The organism is Bacillus hominis, assembly GCF_018332515.1.
Lineage (GTDB): Bacteria > Bacillota > Bacilli > Bacillales > Bacillaceae_G > Bacillus_A > Bacillus_A hominis.
On sequence record NZ_BOQD01000566.1, the window covers coordinates 1 to 605 of the forward strand.

Sequence of the window (605 nt, forward strand, 5' to 3'; positions counted from 1 at the left end):
AAGAACAGTTGAGGGTCAAGATGTTGTAGAAGGTCTAGCATATTTTAAAGGGAATTACTACATCTGGAATACCGATATGGAGAATTCCGATGAACCTAAAGTGCAACAACTTTATGAGTATGATTTAAAAAATATACATAAACTTCAGCTTGAGCAGCATCAGTTCCTAAAATCAAAAATTGAGGAATACGTTTTAGAACAGCGTATCAGGCTTCTACTTGAAGAAACTGATACTAAAGAAGCTATTCGAAAGCTAGTTAACTATATATCTGATTTATATAAGGAACAGGTTTTGGATGAATGTGAGGTTGCATTCCTTGCTGACGAAAATTATATAACGGTTCAGATAGAAGGGGTATTTGAACAAGAGGTAGTAGCAGCATTAGGTGTCCGTAACAATCTATTTAGCTCATATGATAGAAATAAGCATATGCTTTTTCTTAACCTTGAGGATATTTTGGCTATTGGAGACCAATTGATTTCCCTTATTCTTAATTCTATTACACTTTGGCAAGATTGGAAGTCAAAGAGAGTGGAGAAGCAAGAAAATCTGATACCTAAATTACAAAAGGAAGGAGTCGATAATGAAGAAAGAGTAAGGTTAG

The 605-nt window shown here is 34.4% G+C and carries 1 protein-coding gene; it reads left to right on the top strand.

Going from position 1 to position 605, the window contains the following annotated elements:
• Positions 1–605, top strand: a 605-nt coding sequence (locus KI356_RS27375) for a hypothetical protein (protein ID WP_212937027.1), incomplete at both ends; no start/stop codon positions are given.